At 35.6% G+C, this 16,857-nt stretch carries 15 protein-coding genes; all 15 read right to left on the bottom strand.

Annotated features, from left to right (window positions below):
• Positions 1–9: 9 nt before the first annotated feature.
• A complete protein-coding gene (locus tag RUH60_RS00675) occupies positions 10–1,143 on the bottom strand; it encodes a glycosyltransferase (RefSeq protein WP_313803879.1) in 1,134 nt (377 codons plus the stop codon).
• Positions 1,143–2,141: a glycosyltransferase family 2 protein gene (locus RUH60_RS00670; RefSeq protein WP_313803876.1), complete on the bottom strand. Its 999-nt coding sequence runs from the start codon at positions 2,139–2,141 to the stop codon at positions 1,143–1,145. The genes RUH60_RS00675 and RUH60_RS00670 overlap by 1 nt, the downstream gene beginning before the upstream one ends.
• A gap of 1 nt (position 2,142) precedes the next feature.
• Positions 2,143–3,684, bottom strand: coding sequence for a glycosyltransferase family 2 protein (locus RUH60_RS00665; RefSeq protein WP_313803873.1), 1,542 nt, complete (start codon positions 3,682–3,684; stop codon positions 2,143–2,145).
• The gene (locus tag RUH60_RS00660; protein ID WP_313803870.1) at positions 3,684–4,838 is read right to left on the bottom strand and encodes a glycosyltransferase family 4 protein; all 1,155 of its coding nucleotides are present in this window, start codon (positions 4,836–4,838) and stop codon (positions 3,684–3,686) included. The genes RUH60_RS00665 and RUH60_RS00660 overlap by 1 nt, the downstream gene beginning before the upstream one ends.
• Complete coding sequence (locus RUH60_RS00655) at positions 4,835–5,917, bottom strand: glycosyltransferase family 4 protein (RefSeq protein ID WP_313803866.1); 1,083 nt, start codon at positions 5,915–5,917, stop codon at positions 4,835–4,837. The genes RUH60_RS00660 and RUH60_RS00655 overlap by 4 nt, the downstream gene beginning before the upstream one ends.
• Entirely contained in the window at positions 5,908–7,155 is a 1,248-nt protein-coding gene (locus tag RUH60_RS00650; RefSeq protein ID WP_313803863.1) for a hypothetical protein, read from the bottom strand. The genes RUH60_RS00655 and RUH60_RS00650 overlap by 10 nt, the downstream gene beginning before the upstream one ends.
• 155 nt (positions 7,156–7,310) lie before the next feature.
• A complete protein-coding gene (locus tag RUH60_RS00645) occupies positions 7,311–8,063 on the bottom strand; it encodes a hypothetical protein (protein WP_313803860.1) in 753 nt (250 codons plus the stop codon).
• Positions 8,064–8,197: 134 nt separating this feature from the next.
• Positions 8,198–9,049, bottom strand: a complete 852-nt coding sequence (locus RUH60_RS00640; RefSeq protein WP_313803857.1) for a hypothetical protein — start codon at positions 9,047–9,049, stop codon at positions 8,198–8,200.
• A 53-nt stretch (positions 9,050–9,102) separates the two neighbouring features.
• On the bottom strand, positions 9,103–10,539 hold the full coding sequence (locus RUH60_RS00635; protein WP_313803854.1) for an MBOAT family O-acyltransferase: 1,437 nt from the start codon (positions 10,537–10,539) through the stop codon (positions 9,103–9,105).
• 9 nt (positions 10,540–10,548) lie between these two features.
• The gene (locus RUH60_RS00630) at positions 10,549–11,238 is read right to left on the bottom strand and encodes an acylneuraminate cytidylyltransferase family protein (protein WP_313803851.1); all 690 of its coding nucleotides are present in this window, start codon (positions 11,236–11,238) and stop codon (positions 10,549–10,551) included.
• Positions 11,238–12,395, bottom strand: a complete 1,158-nt coding sequence (gene neuC / locus RUH60_RS00625; protein WP_313803848.1) for a UDP-N-acetylglucosamine 2-epimerase — start codon at positions 12,393–12,395, stop codon at positions 11,238–11,240. The genes RUH60_RS00630 and neuC overlap by 1 nt, the downstream gene beginning before the upstream one ends.
• 122 nt (positions 12,396–12,517) lie before the next feature.
• Positions 12,518–13,528 (bottom strand): N-acetylneuraminate synthase family protein, encoded by a 1,011-nt coding sequence (locus tag RUH60_RS00620; RefSeq protein WP_313803845.1) that lies wholly within the window; start codon positions 13,526–13,528, stop codon positions 12,518–12,520.
• A 2-nt stretch (positions 13,529–13,530) separates the two neighbouring features.
• A complete protein-coding gene (locus RUH60_RS00615) occupies positions 13,531–14,484 on the bottom strand; it encodes a glycosyltransferase family 2 protein (protein ID WP_313803840.1) in 954 nt (317 codons plus the stop codon).
• 11 nt (positions 14,485–14,495) lie between these two features.
• Positions 14,496–15,764, bottom strand: a complete 1,269-nt coding sequence (locus RUH60_RS00610) for a UDP-glycosyltransferase (RefSeq protein ID WP_313803837.1) — start codon at positions 15,762–15,764, stop codon at positions 14,496–14,498.
• Complete coding sequence (wecB, locus tag RUH60_RS00605) at positions 15,751–16,857, bottom strand: non-hydrolyzing UDP-N-acetylglucosamine 2-epimerase (RefSeq protein WP_313803834.1); 1,107 nt, start codon at positions 16,855–16,857, stop codon at positions 15,751–15,753. Before wecB ends, RUH60_RS00610 begins: the two co-directional genes overlap by 14 nt.

Raw genomic sequence — 16,857 nt, 5'->3', positions numbered from 1 at the left:
CTGCTGCAATTAATTTTTCAACACCATTTTTTTAACTTCCTCTTCGAAGTAATCTAAAGTAAATTGTCTCGACCAATCTAAACCATTTTGAGACATCTGACTGTATAGCTCGTCATTATTAATGACACTTTCCAGATTTGCTGAATCCAATTTTAAATCCATAGTTAAAAGTAAACCTCTTGTTCCTTCGCCAACCATATAAGGTACACAAGAAACTACTGTAGATACCGGAACAGCCCCCCAAAACATTGCCTCTGCAACTACCTTTGGCCATCCTTCGCTTTTTGAAGGCAGTAATAAAAAATGACTTTTTTGATAAGCTTGGAGAACAACTTCAGCTTCTTGGTTTCCACACAAAACAATCTCTTTTTCTAAATTATTTTCTCTTATGTAATCTTCAATAATTTTTCGCTGTGGTCCTTCGCCATAAATATGAAGTTGTACCGAATATTTTTTTGCTTTTAAAGATTCTACAATCCTAACTGCATAAAGCGGCCTCTTCCCTTCGGATAAAGTCCCTACAAATATAAAGTTTATTGTACTTGATGTATTTGACTGCAAACTCTTTACAGGAATATTCTTTTTATCTGATTCTTTATAAGTTGCCGTAAAAAAGGGCTTAATATTCTTACTGCTTCCTTCCCATTCGCCATAAACTAAAACTTTCATATTTCTAGTAAGGAAAGTATTGTTTAAAATCCATTTTTGAATTCGATAGCTTAAAGGCTGTTTAGCTTTCAAATCCCAATTTCCGGCATACTTTGCAGTTTTAAGAGTCTTTGGAAATAAAATTTGAACCAAACAAGCAATCAAACCTACATTACCAGGACACCGTAAATGGATATGATCTGCACTTTTCATACTTTTAAAAATCACCCAAAACAAAAGCGGCAATCTAAAAAAGGTCTTAAAAACATCTTTTAAATTGGTTACATTAAAAAGCGGAATTTCAGTAAATGTTAAGCAAGAATGCTTGTATGGTATATCCAGCGGAGTAATTTCCCTGTTGGTTACAGGCCCAACAATTTCCAGAGTATCAACGTTAGAAATCCAAATATTCATCTCACGAATATATGGGCCATAACCATAAATTTGGTCATTAAACTTAGTGTGATTTACATGTGTATAAACTGCAAATTTCATTATCCTAATTTAGGCGAATCAACAAACAATGAAAACCACCCGAACAACCTTCCCATAGTTTCGGTAAAAGCCTCTTTTCGCTTTTTAGTGGTTATGACATTAGTTCCTCTAATAATAGTTAACAACAAAGTTATGGAATGCCATTTCAATATCGATTTTACTGAAGGCTGAGGATGTTTTACCCGCCAAACATACCAACCGTTACGAACAACCATCTTCCCATAAGCGAATTTATTAGGTCTTCCGGAAGCATCATGATAATGTGCTAATCGAGCCGAAGTGGCAACATACAAAGCCTTTGATTTTGACAATCGCAATGTAAAATCAGCATCCTCATACAAACCATATCCTTCAAAATAGGTTGAAAATTTCATTTCTTCAAAAACAGATTTTTTAAAAGACGAAACTCCTCCCATTAATTGCTCAACCTGATAAATCTTACCGGATGGCGGCAAAAAACCAACACTTCGTCCATGAGAAAATTCAGGAAGATAACCCGGATTTTTATCACTGTCTAAGCCCAACCTTTTACGCCATACAAAACGACTTCCGTCTTTACGCTTCCATCCGTCAAAAAAATACTCATTTATTTTAGGCGTATAATGAATACCTGCAGTTTCCCACACCACTTCATTAGTTATATAACCTCCTATTCCTGCTGCATCTGGAAATTTCTGATAGGCTTTAAAAATTTCAGAAAAATATTCTTTTTCCAAAACCGTATCATCATCTAAAAAACAAATAACATCTGATGCTGAATTAACTCTTTCAATTCCAAAGTTTCGCTGTTTGGTCAAACCTCTTTCCTGATCAGGAACCAAGTAATACTTTAAATTAGTAAATGAATACTTTTCAAGAATTTCTTTTGTTTCCTCATTCGTAGAACCGTCAACAATCAAAATCTCATCAGGATACAGCAATTGCTCACTTACAGACTTTAAAAGTGTCAGTAGTGGCTGTGGGCGCATATAAGTACAAACGATGAGTGTAAATTTCATATTATGCAGTTCTTTTCCCTAAGGCCAATAGTTTTTTAGCATAAAATTCCGATTTATTGAACTGTAACAACTTATACGGTAATCTGAAAAGCTTCACCGGAATTTGCCATTTATTACCTTTAGTCAGAAATCTGAAAAAATATTTGTATTTATATTCTGTTCTTTGTTGTGGCGTAAATTGTTTGTACAACTGATACATTACAGTAGGGCTTGGTACTGGTCGAACCCACTTTACTGGCGAATCTAATTCCCAAGGTTGTTTTTTTCTTTTCTTACCCATTATTTTTGCCTGACTACCCCAAAAACGGTAGCCGCCAACAGGTGGTTTCAAATGCAGGTTGGCCGAAAAAGGATTGAACAAAACGGTAGCTCCTATTTTAGTCAGCGAAATACCAAAATCACCATCTTCACCATAACCACCGTCGTAGTTAACATCATTACCTCCTAGTTCAATCACACGCGCTCTCTTAACACATGAGTTAGCGTTACTGAAATTATTAGAAGCTCCTGCTCGCCATCTGGAATCACTTAGTTTATCTAACTTGCTTTTTAAATCGTTCAAATCCTGCTTTAAATGATCTGCCATTAAGTCAAGTCCATTACATGCGTCGGCACTGTAAGTCTGTAGAAAACGGATATGATTTTCAACAAAATCAGCATGAAAACGTACGTCGTCATCGCCAAAAATAATATAATCTCCGGTACACAAATCAATAGCTTCATTACGGGCTCTACAGCTTCCTTTGGTAGTCTGCCATTTAAAAACTACCTCGAAAGGATAATCCTCGGGATTGTAAAGACTTTCGTTTCGTTTATCTTCAGGAGTGGCATCAACCACTACAACCTGAGAGGGCAAATAGCTTTGATTTTTTAAATCATTAAGTAAGGTTAATGTAAATTCCTGACGCAACATGGTAGGAATAACATAGCTAACTGTAGGTTTCCCTTCAATAGGACGCAATTCTCGCGGCGCTACTATTGGGCATGATTTTCGTGTTGCAAATCTTTTTTTCGCCTTAAAAAACGCATCCCACTCGTTTATTTTCCAAAAACCTTTTCGGAGGCACATATAAATACCGTGTTCAGCTTTAAAATTTTTACGGTAAAACACATGACGGTCTAAAACGGAAATTTTAATGGGTAAAGATGTCGAATTCGAAAACAATCCTTTCACATAAAAAGGAATTCCTCCAGAATTTTTAAGAAGATTGTATCCAAAATCAAATGCTTTCAAAATTGGATTTTTATAGTCATCATCAAAACCTCCTACGGATTGCCAAACAGACTTCCGAACAACAAAAGCTTCCGGGTTAATCCGCCAACTCACACATTCATCCAAACCATCAAAATCATTACCATACCAAAAGAAAACCGCAGAAAAATAGACGATATCAGAAAAAGCATTCTTAAAACCCTGCTCAAAAGAACTGTGCCATAAATCACCAGCACCTCTTGCCAAATCGTTCAGCATTTCAAGGTTTGGATTTCCGACATACAAAAGGGTTTCTCCGTTAGATGCAATATATTCTTTAAATTCTTTCATTATGATTTTATCTTCAAAACATGCTTATAATAAGCAATATTTCTTTGTGCAATATCCTTTATATGAAACCTTTCTTTCACAGTTTCTTTTGCAGATTCTCCTATCTGAGTCCGCAAGATTTCGTTTGATAACAATTCAACTATTTTAGCAGCGTATTCATCATGATTTTTAGGATGTGATAAATAACCTTCAACACCATCTGAAATTACTTCTGTTCCCCATCCGATGTTAGAGGCTACCACTGCCTTTCCCATGGCCATTGCTTCCAACCATGTTACTGGCAAAGCTTCTGCAAAGGTAGGAAAAACACAAACGGTTGCAACGCTAATCTTTTCACGCACTTCTTTATAAGGCACACTTCCAAGATACAGAACATTCTCTCTTGCGGCTGATGAAAACAAATCTTGCATCATGTTCCAGGTTGAACGGTTTCCGGTAATAATATCTGAGGCATCCCTTCCTACTAATTGTAAAGTTGCTTCTGGAAATTCTGCGTGAACCTTATTAAATATATAAGGCAACTCTAAAAGACCTTTCTTTCGGATTAAAGTACCGAAATACAGTATAATAGGTTTTGTATTATCTACAATTTGGTCACTTTTAAAATTCAAAGGGTCAATTCCATTTGGGATAACCTGAAAAGGCAGAGACAATCCAAAAAGCTTATTCGTCATCGCAGCAGTATAAGCACTTACGGCTATATGTCCGTCTGCATTCTTTAAAGCTCTTCGTTCATGAAAACGATTCCACCATTTTACCGGACGATTGTCTAAATGACAGAAATAAGTATCACTACCATGTAGTTTAATCAGAACAGGACACTTTTCTGGCGTAATAAAAGACGTTATACCGGTCCAATCCGCTGCTTCCAAAACTTCTATTTCTCCTGAAGAATAAAGTTTATCGATTAGCTTTTCAATTTTCTTCCGCGTTAAATACCAGGACAACCCTTTTACTTTCACATTCTTGACTTGATGAACTTTTATGACCCCATCATTAAATACCGCATCTTCTTTTTGACCATAAACCAAAACGGTTACTGCGTTTTCTTGTTCACTCATGGCAAGAGCAAGATTTCGTATACTTGTTCCTAATCCTCCTGAGGTACCTGTTAACTCATGAGGATATTCCGGGGTTAAAAACGCTATCTTCATAATAATTTATAATGTTCGGATACCATCTTCTCAATCGAAAAATTTTCCTCGATATATGAATTTGTTTTTTCATCAATGTGCGATTCTCCCAAATATACTCTTTCAAGTATTCCGCTTAATGCTTTTACATCTTTTGGCTTAAAAATATAACCGTTTTTACCATCAAACACGGCTTCTTCATTACCGCCCACAGATGTTGTAATCACAGGAACATTCGCACTAAGACTCTCCAGAATAGACAAACTGAAACATTCCATATGAGTAGGTTGCAATAAATAGTCGTATTGGCCGTAGACTTCATATAAATTCGGAACGCTTCCTTTAAAAGTAAAGACAGGCGCTAGTTTATATGTTTCAATCATATTAACCAATATTGATTTATACTCCCCTTCACCATACACATCAATACGAATTTCCTTTTTAATTGAATCAGGCAGCATGGCGACGGCCTTAATCAAATCCTGAATTCCTTTCGAAAAACGCAAATGACAGGCTACTAGAAATGTTGGTTTGCTTAAATTTCTTTGACTTCTTTTCTGATATAACTCATGGACAATTCCGTTATACACAACTATGGTTTTACTTTTAAGATGAAAACCGAAATCCCTTAAAATATGATTTTGTGTATATTCTGAAACTCCAACAAAAAGGTCAGTATATCGGGAATACAAAAGTCCTTTTACTCTTTTACCGATTCTCTTCTTCAAAGAATAACCTCTAATAGGTCTCGGATTATGGTCTACAGCAATAGTTTTACAAGAAGAGTTTGCCTTTACTTTTTTAAAAAATGAGGTGCATAACTCTAAAAAATGGGTTACAACAACATCGAATTCACAATTATGAAAACTGCAATAAGCTAAAAATGCAGCCTCGATGGATTTTGTTTCAGCACTATGAATTACCAGATTCTCGTATTCTCCATGTGAGGCTTTATTAGGAAAGAACCAAACTATCTCACAACCATTTTGTTTGCAATATTTATCAAATTTCCAAAAAAAACGATCCATACCGCCAACGCGCTCCGGCATTAAACGATAGTCACAAAGTACTGCTATTTTTTTGGTTGTATTTAACTCCATTTTTGTAAAGTTTCAGCGATGCGTTTTGAAGTTCCTTTTAAAGGTTTTCCGATTTGCATGGCTAAGAGTTTTTTTTGATTTTCCAATCTGATTTGTGGATTCGAAAGACTTTCATTAATTGCAGCTGTTAATTCAGCAGCATTCAAAGTTAATTGAACTGCTCCACTATCCAATACTTTTTTGATATGGATATAATTCAAATACTTCTGATCATCCCCTAATTCGTTGTCTTTATTACCAAAAACTGTATTCACAACAGGTTTATCAAAAAGCATCGCGTCTAAACTCATTGTAGACAACATATTGACACTAACATCACAATATTGTAAAAGTGATTTCAAATCTGATAAATCTTCAGGTGTGGGTACCCGCTGTGACCACATTTCCTGATGCTCAAAACGAGTTTGCTCCCATTTTGGAAAATTCCACTTGATAAAAGGGTATTCGGCAATGAGTCCTTCGAAACGTTTTCCTTCTTCGGCTGGCGAAACCCTGACGATAAAATTCACATCTGGGATACTTTTGGCAAGCATTGCGTTTGCTATCGCTTTGATATAAACCCCATCATTTGGACTGGTAGAAACATCTCCGCAACTAAACAACAAGACTGGCTTTGTAGCATCTATTGTAAATCGCTGATTAAATTGCTCCCTGTCAAAACCGTACCTTTCCAAAACATAGGGCTCAAATTGTGGTGTCCCAACAACTTCAATATTTTCTTCCTTAACTTGGCTATAATACTGAAGCAACTCTTTCTTCATTAAATCACTCCATACCATATAGCAATCAAAATTACCGGCCATTCTGCCTTTTGAGGCTAAATTATCCCAACTAAAAATGAAGGCTGTAGTTTTAATTTTCAATTTTTCAGCGGCATAGATTAATGGTGCAATATAAGGTGGACGCTGATGTGTAAAAAATAGCAAATCTATATTATACTCCCCTAATAATTGCACATACTTTTCCGTAACTACATGGGATTTAAAGGTTTTTTGTTGCCAATTATTATAGCGTTGTATCCATTTTTCAGTGTGAAATTTTTTTGTCCAACGGTGAGCAAAACGCGTGGCAATTCCTCTAATATTTTTGGAATGAGAATAATTTTTTACCAAATTACTCTGTATTCCAAAATTATCTTTTGCATGTAATTGTAAATGTGCTACTTCTTTATTTTTCCTTAAAAACCATGTAATAAAGGATTCTTCATAAACTTCTAGCTCAACAACCTCAACATTCAAATTTAAAACCGAGTAAATTTCTTTTGGTAAACACGAAAACACAACAACTCTTCCAAACTTGATTTTGGCCTCATCGATAAAGTCGCTCAAAATAAAATTTCGAAACCCCACACCATCTGTTATGACTACACCTATCGTCTTCATTTACCCTTACATTATTTTTTAACCAAACAAGAATCTACCAACATTTTTGTAAACAATTCTGCTCCTTTTCCGTTTAAATGCGCGCAATCCTTAAAATAATCATCGTCAGATATTGCTTTGGAAAAATCTCTCAATTCAGGAATCTTAACTTTCAATTTTTCTACGTACTCTAAATTCCCTGCATACTTACAAAATGGGGCGCAAAAATAAACTACCTCAATTTTATTTTCCTTACAAAATGTTTGAATCGCAATCAAGTCGTCATTTTTATCAGCAATATTTTGTGGTAATTTATAATTACTTTTTCTAAATTTTTGGTTTTTAGCTTCAAAACCGTCGCTTAAATCCAATCTGGCTTTTTTATTTATTAAGGATGAAAAAAATTCACGAAACCCTAATTTAAAATCGTTCACATTATAACGATAAAAAGGCACGTTGTGATTCTGTTCATAATCAGGATTATTTTCTTTAACATGCTTTTTTACAATGTCGTTAGACCTAATATAAGGCAATGATTCACAACCAACTATTGTTGAAGGTGATTCATAATTATACAAATAATCAACCTGTATTAATACTTTCTCAAAAGTATTATTGTTTTGTTTCAGTAACTTCAAAAGTAAACTTACATCATCAAGCTTTCCTCCTTGAACCCCTAAATTTAATGCCTTTTTCCCCGTTTCTTTTTCAACTAACTTAGTGACTATATGATTCTGAACTCTTGAAGATCCTAAAAAAACATAATCGATTTTAGTGTTTTTCAATTGTAAAACATACTGTGTTTTGTTTCTCGGGATGCTCGATTCGTACACTTTTGTATATACCGAATCTAAAACCAACATCAACAACAACGTGATAACAACTAAACCAAAAAAATATTTTAAAAAAACTTTCATTCTTAAATCTTATTCAATTGTTTTGTATTTATTATGCATGAGTCAATAAAAATAGTGGTGAATTTTTCTGCTCCTTCCTCATTCAGATGTAAACAATCATAAAACAATTCCTGTTCAGACACAATACTGGAAAAGTCAACCAAGTTGGGTACTTTACTTTTAAGTTTTTCAATATAGTTATCCGTATTTAATTCCTTACACAAAGGAGCAATGAAATAAACTATTTCTATATTATTCGCTTTACATAGCTCTTGAATTCCGTTAAAAGAATCATTTTTTGAAATAATAGTATCCGGAAAGCTATAATCTTTAGACAACTGCACTTTCCGTTTTACAGTAGGCTCAAAACCATCCTCAAAATCCTCTTTACTTTGTTTTCCTCGTAGGTTTGAAAAAAATTCTCGAAATCCAATCTTAAAATCGTTTTTAGTATACCTATAAAAAGGAATATAAATATAATTTTTAAAGTCAGGATTTTCTTTTAAATGTGACTTGATTACGGCATTAGACTTCACAAAAGGCAAGGCTTCAGAACCAACAATTTTCAATGGTTCATTGGTGTTAAAGGCATAATCAACCTGAACAAAAACCTTATCTGCTTTAACATTATTGTTCACCATCAGCTTTAAAAGCAAATAAACATCATCCAGAGTGGCACCCGAAACCCCTAAATTAATCGCATTTTTACCCGTTTTTTTTTCAACTATATCTGTTACTATATGTCGCTGAACTCTCGAAGACCCTAAAAAGATGTAATCAATTTTTTCGTCTTTTAACTTTAAAACATATTGAATCTTATTTTGTGGCAAACCTTTCTCATACACCCCCGTATAAATCTCATCCAACAAAGTCATGAGTAACAATGTCAGTAAAATTAAACTTGTAATGTAAATGAGAAAACGCTTCATTAAAATTGAAAATAAATAAAATCACTCGCTTGCGAATACACTCCAAAAGCTATTAACCCAAATAGTATTGCTACAATCTTCAGCCATTTAAATCTTCCAAAAAACGGATGCTCATGTTCTCTTGAAATCCATTCCATAATCAGGAAAAAGAAAACCAACAATAAAAGTTCTACTGAATAACGTTCTATAGACAAATATTCAATTCCTCCGTTAAAATTAAACGAGAACATACGCTTCAAATAAACAAATGCCTGACTCAGCGTTTCAGACCTGAAAAACACCCAGGCTACCAGTGCAAGGAAAAAAGTCACACAAATCCCGAAAAACTCTTTAACGGTTGGAAACATTTTACCCTTTGCTACAATATCAATATTAAACCTATTCTTTCCGGACAACAACAAAGGAATAAAATAAAGGGCGTTTAAAAATCCCCAAACAATAAAGGTCCAATTTGCGCCATGCCAAAAACCGCTTACTAGAAATATGATAAAGGTATTGCGAACTTTCATCGCCATTCCGCCCTGACTTCCTCCTAAAGGTATGTAGAGATAATCTTTAAACCAGGAAGACAAGGAAATATGCCATCTTCTCCAAAATTCTGCAATATCTCTTGAGAAATATGGATAATTAAAATTACGAAGCAACTCAATTCCAAAAAGCTTAGAAGTTCCTAACGCAATATCAGAATAGCCACTAAAATCACCGTAGATCTGAAATGTAAAATACAATGCTCCTATAAATAAGGTTAACGAATTGGCACTTTCATAATCTCCAAATATTTCATTGGCATAGATTGCACAACTGTCTGCAATAACAACTTTTTTAAACAATCCCCAAATAATTTGATGAATACCATCTATAGCTTGGTCACTGTTAAAAACACGCTTTTTTTTAATCTGGGGTAATAGATGAGTTGCACGTTCAATAGGCCCGGCAACCAATAAAGGAAAGTAGCTTACAAACAAAGAATAATCTACAACATTTCGTTCTGGCTCAATTCGGTTTTTATAAATATCTATCACATAGGATAATCCGTGGAAGGTGTAAAAAGATATTCCTACGGGCAAAATTATCTGAAGCGTCCATAAATTAACCTGCAAACCAAAAGTTGAAAGCAGCTCAGCAAAAGATTCTACGAAGAAATTATAGTATTTAAACACCCCTAAAAAACCAACATTTACAAGTATGCTCAACCAAAACCAGAACTTTTTCATCTTAATGTTTGGAGAATCATGCATCTTAAGTCCGGTATAATAATCCAAACCTGTTGAGAACATTAGCAAAAACAAAAAACGCCAGTCCCAGCAGGCATAAAAATAATAACTTGCTGCCAACAATAAAATGTTTTGCAGCTTTAACGATTTGTTATTTACCAACCAGTACAGAATAAAAACCAAGGGTAAAAAAAACAAGTATTGTATGGAGTTGAATAACATGATTGTATTTTAATTTCTTTTCAAATAATTTTCGGCTTTAGTCCAGTCGTCCAAAGTATCTATATTCACATAATTTGAAAGAGCACTTTCTATAGAAACCATCTTTTTTCCGTAAAAGGTACCCTGTTTAATATACGCCACTTTAGTGATATAAATTGCTCCATCGCGATGATAAGCAGTTGGAAGCTCTTGTCTTCTTTTAATGATTTCTTCTTCTCCCGTTGTAATTTTCAAATAGCCTTCAGTATTAGCTTCAAAAGTCCAGTGCGGATTGTATTCATGCGGCACTGGCAAAACGCTAATTAAGGTATCAGCTTCGGTTTCTGTAAATTTCTTAATGGCTTTATCAATAAAACCTCGTTCACGAAAAGGGTAAGTAGGCTGCAACAAACAAACGGCATCATAAAAAAAGCCCTGACTTTCCATAAAAGCAACAGCATGTTGTACGACTTCTATGCTTGAAGCAGAATCGGTTGCCAATTCGTCTGGTCGCACAAAAGGCACTTCCAAACCTATACTTTTGGCTGTTTCTATAATTGCAGCATCTTCCGATGATAAAATTATTTTCGACAAAAGTTCGCTTTCAAAAGCGCTTTCAAAAGTATATTGTAGCAATGGCTTACCGCCCAAATCTTTCACATTCTTTCCCGGAACACCTTTAGAACCACCTCGTGCCGGTATTATCGCTAAAACCTTCATTAATATTCAATGGTTTTGTGGAATTGTAACGGTAGATTTTCTAGTAAATCGGCTATTGTAGTTCCTGCATTACCTCCACCGTATACTTCAGACGGGATGGCTTTTCCGGTTTGAATTTGTTTTTGAATAGCAGCAAGTATATCCTGCTCGTCATAACCAACGTCAATAACATTAGTTCCTCGGTCTCTTCTATTCTGACGAGATCCGATATTAACCACCGGAACTCCTAAATAAGCACATTCCCGAATACCTACACTCGAATTACCTATTAAACATTTGCTGTGTTGCAGTAATTCAAGAAAATCTTTCCCCTCCATGTTCTTAAAAAAGTGAACATACGGTAATTGATGTTGTTCTCGAAACGCTCTGATTCCGGTCGAAGTACCATCGGCTCCGGCATCAACATTCGGCCAAAACCACAAAGTAGGTAACTGCAACTGATGTACAGCTTTTAAGGTAGCCTCAATATGTTTTCGTGAATCTTTATATTCTGTGGTTACCGGGTGTTGCATTACCACCAGATATCCGTTTTTCAAGTCCGGTAAAGAACCTACTCCACCGTATTTGGAATACGGGTCAAAAGAAAGTTGCTTACTATCCATTACCTCATCAGCCAAATCGATAGACGGACAACCGGTATTAAAAACCATCTCAGGATTTTCACCTAACTTCAGAACACGCTGTTGTGCTCCTACTGAAGCTACAAAGTGGTAATCTGCTAATTTCGTAATCGAATGCCTTACTTTCTCATCGATATTCCCGGTAACCTCACCGCCTTGAATATGGGCCAAAGGAATGTTCATATACGAAGCAGCAATGGCAGTTGCCATCGTCTCAAATCGGTCGGCAACCGTAACAACAATATCAGGTTTCAGATTGTCAAATACTGTTGAAAGTTCTAGAATACCAATTCCGGTAGTTTTGGCAGCAGCCGTTAAATTTTCGCCTTCCAAAACATTAAAGACCCTTGCAGCTATCGGAAAACCGTCTTTTTCGATATAATTTACGGCAGAGCCATAACGGTCTAACAATGCGGAAGCGGCAACTATCAATTGCAGTTCCAGCTGTTCATGTTCTTGTATCGCTTTAAGAACGGTTTTAACCCTGCTGTATGAAGGGCGGGCAGTAATGACAACGGCTATTTTTCTTCTGCTCATGTATTCAAATTCTTCAGTGGGCTAAAATACAGAAAAAAGTATTAAGAGATTGTATTTTAAACAAGAAGAGTAGATTAATATCCGTTTAATAAAATCAGATAAAAAATGATTTTTTAAAGAGTTTATTCAAAATCAGACTCTGTTATAAAATCCCATTGCTGCAGTGGTTTATTAATTTTTTTACCCAGAAGTTTTTCATATTCACTGGCCAAAACACCGTAACCTTTTGGCTTCTTCGCTTCTAAATCAGCAAAACTTATAATATGTCCTTCCGGAAGATCTTTATTGACAGCCAATGATTTTTCAAATATTGCCTTTAATTCTGCAAATTGACTATTGGATGTTTTATCAATAGGATGCTGTACTGCTTTGTACGTTGCCTTTACATCATCTGTTAATTGCGCAACTTCGCTCATAGTCAACGAAGATTTCGCATCCGGACCAAACATATTGCGATCAAAAACCACATGAAACTCCAGAATTTCAGCTCCCAAAGCAACAGCCGCTACATTAGTTGCTATTTGGGCAGAATGATCAGAAAAACCCACCGGTACGTTATATCGGGCTTTCAATTCACCAATAACATTAAGTCCGTACTGCTCCGGCATGGTCGGATAAGCGGTTGTACACTGTAAAATGGAAAAAGAAACATTTCGATTTCTCAAGAAAGAAACCGTTTTGTCCAATTCTGCATAACTGCTCATTCCAGATGACAATATTAAAGGCTTTCCGGTTTGAGCAATCTTTTCCAAAAGCAGAAAATTATTTACTTCACCAGAACCAATCTTATAGCATTTTACGCCAATTTCTTCCAGCCAGTCTACAGCCAGGTTGCTGAATGGCGAACAGATAAAATCAAGATCAACCTCATCACAATGCCTTTTAATATCTTTCCATTGCTCCAAAGTAAACTCCATACGTTTCCAATACTCAAAACGCGTAGCGTCCTCATACGAGAACTTAACCCGAAAAGGCTCATGTATACTACTCTCAGCTTCGGCTATATGCATTTGAAACTTGACAGCATTTACCCCGGTTTTGGCTACCGAATCGATATAGGAATGTAAAATTCCAAGACTGCCTTCGTGAGCCTGACCGATTTCAGCGATTAAATAAGGTTGCGATTGTTTCATGTTTAGTGTATTGGCATTTTTTTAAAAATCTTATCCCAAGGTAAAAAAGTAGTCTTAACCAACTTTTGACTCGCCACTACTCTTTCCAATAGAAAGATAACCATTTTATTGTTAGGATAAAGATATTGTCTGAATCCGCTTAAAATATAGGCTACATTTTCCGGATGCTTGTTCTTTAAAGCTTTAAACAATAAATTCACCAACAAACGGTAACGACTGGCAATCATGGGTTTGTTTTGCAGTTGCTGAACACGTTTAAGGTTTTCAAATAAAGTATAAGCTTCTGATTCCTTAAATTCCTTCTTATAAATCTGATTTTGTGCCGTTGATGAATTTTCATGAGATCGGTACAAATAGGTACTTTTATCAACAATCACATAATCGTCGGGAGATACATCAAAAAATATTCTGGAGAAAAACTCCATCTCCTGACCTTTCTTAATTTTATGAGAAAACAATTCTTTATCTACTAAAAATTCCCTTTTGAAAAGGATAGAAGGTGTCAGCACTTTGAGTTTCCATCCAATATAATCCAAATACAAGGTACTTTTCAAGACTAAAGGAATTGCTTTTTGTTGCTTAAGTGATTCATCCGCAAAACTTCCTGAAGCGATAACCATTTTTAGCGCATTGTTCATCACATCCATTTTAACGGATAAAAAATTCTCCAACATCACATCGTCACTATCAAACCAGTTGATGCATTCTCCTTTGCTTTGCTCAAAACCAAAATTCCGACAGCTGTTAGCGCCTTTTGGCAAATTATCGGGTCGCTTGTAGCTTTTAAAACGAGTATCGTTAACAACAAAACGCTGCATGATTTCCCAAGAATTGTCTGTTGAGCCGTCATCCACCAGAATACACTCCCAATCTGAATAATTTTGATTCGAAATACTTTGAAGTGTTTCTTCAATAAATTTTTCGCTGTTAAAAACGGGTATGATGATAGAAACCATAAGATAAAATTTTAGGTCAAATCATTTAAAATCTCTTGCATCTTATCCCTTAAATATTCCTTACCTAAATAAGATTCAATATCGTTTCGGTTCAAATTCACAACACCATTATTAGCAATCCATTCTTCATACAACTGCTCGATTTGCTTACTAATAAGCTCAACATTGTCGGATTCAGACCAATAAGGGTAGTCATCCCCCAAAATGCGTTTTGTCTCACTATAATACGGGCTTAAAAATAAAATCGGTTTGTTGGCTGCGATACAATGTGGAAATTTACCCGGTAAAAAAGGACTGATTTCCGATTTAGACTCTAAGATTACATTAACACTGCATTGAAACTGCATTTTCAAAACTTCATAAAAAGGGACATTTTCATTTTTAACTACCAGAGAAGGAAGTTCTGGTTTAAGTGCATTCAACTTTTCAGAGAAAAAACTAGACGGCCCTAACAAAAGTAATTGCGATTGATTTACCGCTTGCGGCATTCTTTCTAAAAACAACTTATACGCTTCTATCAGCGGCATAGGATTTCGCTGTTTCATTAAATTCCCGGCATGCAGCAATGTGAATTTTTGGGCTTCAAAATAGTCCGGAAAGTTTTGCTCTCCTTTTATTGTAATGGTTTCACTAATCTGGTGTGGAATTGTTTGCCCTGTCTTTTCGAAACCTTCAAAAAAACTTCCCATCCATTCTTTTAAAAGCAAACTCGGAAAAACACTCACTCCTGCTTTTTGAGAAACCTCTCTAAAAAAACGCTCTTTTTGTTTGTATCCGGGCTGAACCCACGTATAAGGACGCGGATAAAAATGATATGGAAACGGATCATGAACATAAGCCGCCCATTTTTGATGCACTTCCGGAACCTTTAAAAGCCCATGATGTGTCCTGAAGCTGGCCCCTTTACTGAGAGTAAGTACCAAATCCGGATTAAAATCCAACTGTTCTCTTACTCCTTTGGCAATACTGTTGCTGTCGTTCAAAAAAGTAAATGAAAAACCAATGTTGCTTTCAAGGAATTTGTTCAAACTAATCTTCGTCAGTCGGGTAAAAATTCTTTCACTTCGGCTTAAAATATAATTCAGACTCCACTTCAGTTCTTTAATCTGAATACATTCTATCCCTTCAAGTTGAATTTCTTTTTTAGTATAATGACAAACCCTTAACTGATAGCCTAATTCATGTAAATTCTTAATTAAAGCAACTCTGCCTTTAGTACCACTGCTGTCACTGACATCAATGGATTCTGCAACCACTAAAATTCGTTTACTTATCGTCATGATTGAAAATACTTAACAGTGCTTGAATAATTCTTTTCGATGTTTGGCCATCCCACAACTCAGGCACACTTCCTTTTTTCCATTCTCCAGAAAACAGTTTAACTAAAAAAGGCTTGATTGACTGAGGTTTTGTTCCTGCAAGTTCATTTGTCCCTTCAGTCACCGTTTCCGGTCGTTCGGTATTATCTCTCAGGGTAATACAAGGCACACCCATTACTGTAGTTTCTTCAGTAACTCCTCCCGAATCGGTAATAACAATTTTCGCATTCTCAGCCAAATAATTAAACTCTAAATACCCTAAAGGTGTGGTATAAAACAAGCGTTCGTCATTAATCCCAAGTTGTGCAATAACTTTAGCCGATCTAGGATGCACCGGAAACACAATTTGCAAATCGGAAGAATTTTCTAAAATCACTTCCAAATACTCTTTCATTCGCTGCTGGTCATCAACATTTGAAGGTCTGTGAATGGTAAGCAATAGATAATTCCCTTTTTCGAGTTTTCTTTCATCCCAAAAAAGAGGCTTCTGAAATTTTGACCTGAATTTATTCAAGGAATCAATCATAGTATTTCCAACAAAAAAAATACTGCTTGATGGAACACCCTGACTCACTAAATTTTGATTGGCAGTATGGGATGTGGTAAAAAAATAATCTGTAATACTATCCGTGATTACCCTATTTACTTCTTCAGGCATGGTCCAATCTCCCGAACGGATACCGGCTTCAACATGAGCAACTTTAATATTCATTTTCTTGGCTACAATTGAACAGGCCATAGTCGAGGTTACATCTCCCACTACAAGACACAAATCCGAGAATCCGTCCTCCAACAACAGTCTTTCATAACCAATCATGATTGCACTCGTTTGTTCAGCCTGACTGCCTCCACCGGCGCCTAAATTAAAATGAGGCTCCGGAATCCCTAATTGAGTAAAAAAGGTTTCACTCATTTCCTTATCATAGTGCTGACCCGTATGAATTAATCGGTAACTTATATTAGCTCCTAAACCGCTATAATACGCAATAGCATCAACAATTGGTGCTATTTTAATAAAGTTAGGTCTTGCTCCTGAAATTATATCTATTCTCAT

The sequence above is a fragment of the Flavobacterium sp. genome, from assembly GCF_032153895.1.
Taxonomy (GTDB): domain Bacteria; phylum Bacteroidota; class Bacteroidia; order Flavobacteriales; family Flavobacteriaceae; genus Flavobacterium.
Note: the sequence above shows the minus strand (reverse complement) of the source record. Positions and strands in the feature narration are given on the sequence as shown.

What these genes read in the sequence shown, in the direction of transcription:
- RUH60_RS00675 (WP_313803879.1), bottom strand. Translation starts at nt 1,143, where the DNA reads ATGAAATTTGCAGTTTATACACATGTAAATCACACTAAGTTTAATGAC.
- RUH60_RS00670 (WP_313803876.1), bottom strand. Translation starts at nt 2,141, where the DNA reads ATGAAATTTACACTCATCGTTTGTACTTATATGCGCCCACAGCCACTA.
- RUH60_RS00665 (WP_313803873.1), bottom strand. Translation starts at nt 3,684, where the DNA reads ATGAAAGAATTTAAAGAATATATTGCATCTAACGGAGAAACCCTTTTG.
- RUH60_RS00660 (WP_313803870.1), bottom strand. Translation starts at nt 4,838, where the DNA reads ATGAAGATAGCGTTTTTAACCCCGGAATATCCTCATGAGTTAACAGGT.
- RUH60_RS00655 (WP_313803866.1), bottom strand. Translation starts at nt 5,917, where the DNA reads ATGGAGTTAAATACAACCAAAAAAATAGCAGTACTTTGTGACTATCGT.
- RUH60_RS00640 (WP_313803857.1), bottom strand. Translation starts at nt 9,049, where the DNA reads ATGACTTTGTTGGATGAGATTTATACGGGGGTGTATGAGAAAGGTTTG.
- RUH60_RS00635 (WP_313803854.1), bottom strand. Translation starts at nt 10,539, where the DNA reads ATGTTATTCAACTCCATACAATACTTGTTTTTTTTACCCTTGGTTTTT.
- RUH60_RS00630 (WP_313803851.1), bottom strand. Translation starts at nt 11,238, where the DNA reads ATGAAGGTTTTAGCGATAATACCGGCACGAGGTGGTTCTAAAGGTGTT.
- neuC (WP_313803848.1), bottom strand. Translation starts at nt 12,395, where the DNA reads ATGAGCAGAAGAAAAATAGCCGTTGTCATTACTGCCCGCCCTTCATAC.
- RUH60_RS00620 (WP_313803845.1), bottom strand. Translation starts at nt 13,528, where the DNA reads ATGAAACAATCGCAACCTTATTTAATCGCTGAAATCGGTCAGGCTCAC.
- RUH60_RS00615 (WP_313803840.1), bottom strand. Translation starts at nt 14,484, where the DNA reads ATGGTTTCTATCATCATACCCGTTTTTAACAGCGAAAAATTTATTGAA.
- RUH60_RS00610 (WP_313803837.1), bottom strand. Translation starts at nt 15,764, where the DNA reads ATGACGATAAGTAAACGAATTTTAGTGGTTGCAGAATCCATTGATGTC.
- wecB (WP_313803834.1), bottom strand. Translation starts at nt 16,857, where the DNA reads ATGAGAATAGATATAATTTCAGGAGCAAGACCTAACTTTATTAAAATA.